A 1667-nucleotide genomic window follows, 5' to 3' on the forward strand; every position below is an offset into this window, starting at 1 on the left:
GGTTTGGTGAACCTATCGAGTTTCAACCTAAGTACCGAGACTTAATGCTGGTGGTTGACCTTTCAGGTTCCATGCAAAAAGAGGACATGAACTTAGATGGCGAGTACATCGACCGACTCTCTGCCGTGAAAAAAGTCTTATCAGATTTTGTCGCGAAGCGAAAAGGTGATCGGCTTGGAGTAGTTCTATTTGGTGACCACGCGTACTTACAAACGCCACTGACGGCTGACCGACAAACCGTTATCCAACAAATCAAGCAAACCGTAATTGGCCTAGTTGGTCAACGAACCGCAATTGGCGATGGTATCGGCTTAGGAACAAAAACCTTTGTCGATAGCGATGCGCCCCAGCGCGTGATGATTTTGCTCAGTGACGGCAGTAACACCGCTGGTGTGTTAGATCCAATCGAAGCGGCTGAGATTGCGAAGAAATACAATGCCACTATTTATACCGTCGGCGTAGGTGCTGGCGAAATGATGGTGAAAGACTTTTTTATGACTCGTAAGGTCGACACCGCAGCCGACCTTGATGAACAAACGCTCACGAAGATTGCAGAAATGACTGGCGGGCAGTACTTCCGTGCGCGAGATGCCGAACAACTTGAAAAGATATACGACACAATCAACAAACTGGAACCTGTATCAAGCGATACCCAAACTTGGCGGCCTCAGTCCGAATGGTTCCCATATCCATTGAGTGCAGCTTTAGTGCTTTCTATGTTGTTGTTCCTGCTAAGGAGAAAACATGGCTGAGTTTACTTTCCTTAACCCATATTGGTTACTGGGACTGATAACAATCCCCTTCGTACTCCTGATTAATCAAAAATTTAGAGCGAAAAAATCCGCGCTGATTGCCCCGCACCTCGCCAAAATGCTTGGGCAGACCACCCAGTCCAAACCCTATTTTACGATTTGGGGCTTGGCTTGGGCGATTGCCTGCGTAGCGCTCGCTGGGCCGAGCTGGCAATCAAATACACGTCCAAGCTTCGAGCTAAGCCAAAATCGCATGCTAGTGCTAGATATGTCTCGCTCGATGTACGCCAGCGACATCAAACCCAATCGCCTTACTCAAACACGTTACAAAGCGTTGGACTTGTTGCCAAAGTGGAAAGAGGGGGCGACTGGATTGATCGCCTATGCAGGCGATGCTTACAGCTTGAGTCCGCTAACGACGGATGCTAGTACGCTAGCAGGTATCATCGAGAACTTGTCGCCAGAGCTGATGCCATTCCAAGGCTCGAACCTCCCTGCTGCGATCGAATTGGCGTTAAGTCAATTTTCACAAGCAGGTGCAAACCAAGGAGACATTGTTGTTCTTGCCGATGATCTTGATGATTCAGAATTGGCACGCTCTCTGAATTTAGTTAAAGGTAAAAACATACGAGTCTCGGTTCTTGCAATCGGCACGGCAAACGGCGCACCGATTGCCCTACCCGACGGCTCGCTTCTTAAGACCACGCAAGGCTCGACCGTTGTTGCCAAAACACACCTGAAAAACCTACAAACGCTAGCCAACAAGACGGGCGGTATGTTTGTTCCTATTCAGCACAACAACCGAGACGTGGATAGCATCGCAGCGTACACGAATAATGCTGGGAACAACTTGGCAGCAAAACAGAATCAAGAGGTCAAAACCGATTCTCGTTTGAATGGTGGATTTTGGCTATT

Annotated in this window: 2 protein-coding genes; both read left to right on the forward strand. The window is 48.5% G+C overall.

The annotated features are described in order from the left end of the window. Positions 1–752: VWA domain-containing protein (locus tag R7E42_RS23885; protein WP_318073072.1), on the forward strand; the 752-nt coding region annotated here is incomplete at its 5' end. Continuing rightward, on the forward strand, positions 745–1667 hold a 923-nt coding region (locus R7E42_RS23890; protein ID WP_318073073.1), incomplete at its 3' end, for a VWA domain-containing protein. The genes R7E42_RS23885 and R7E42_RS23890, both read left to right, overlap by 8 nt.

It is taken from the genome of Vibrio sp. Vb1337 (assembly GCF_033338715.1).
Lineage (GTDB): Bacteria > Pseudomonadota > Gammaproteobacteria > Enterobacterales > Vibrionaceae > Vibrio > Vibrio alginolyticus.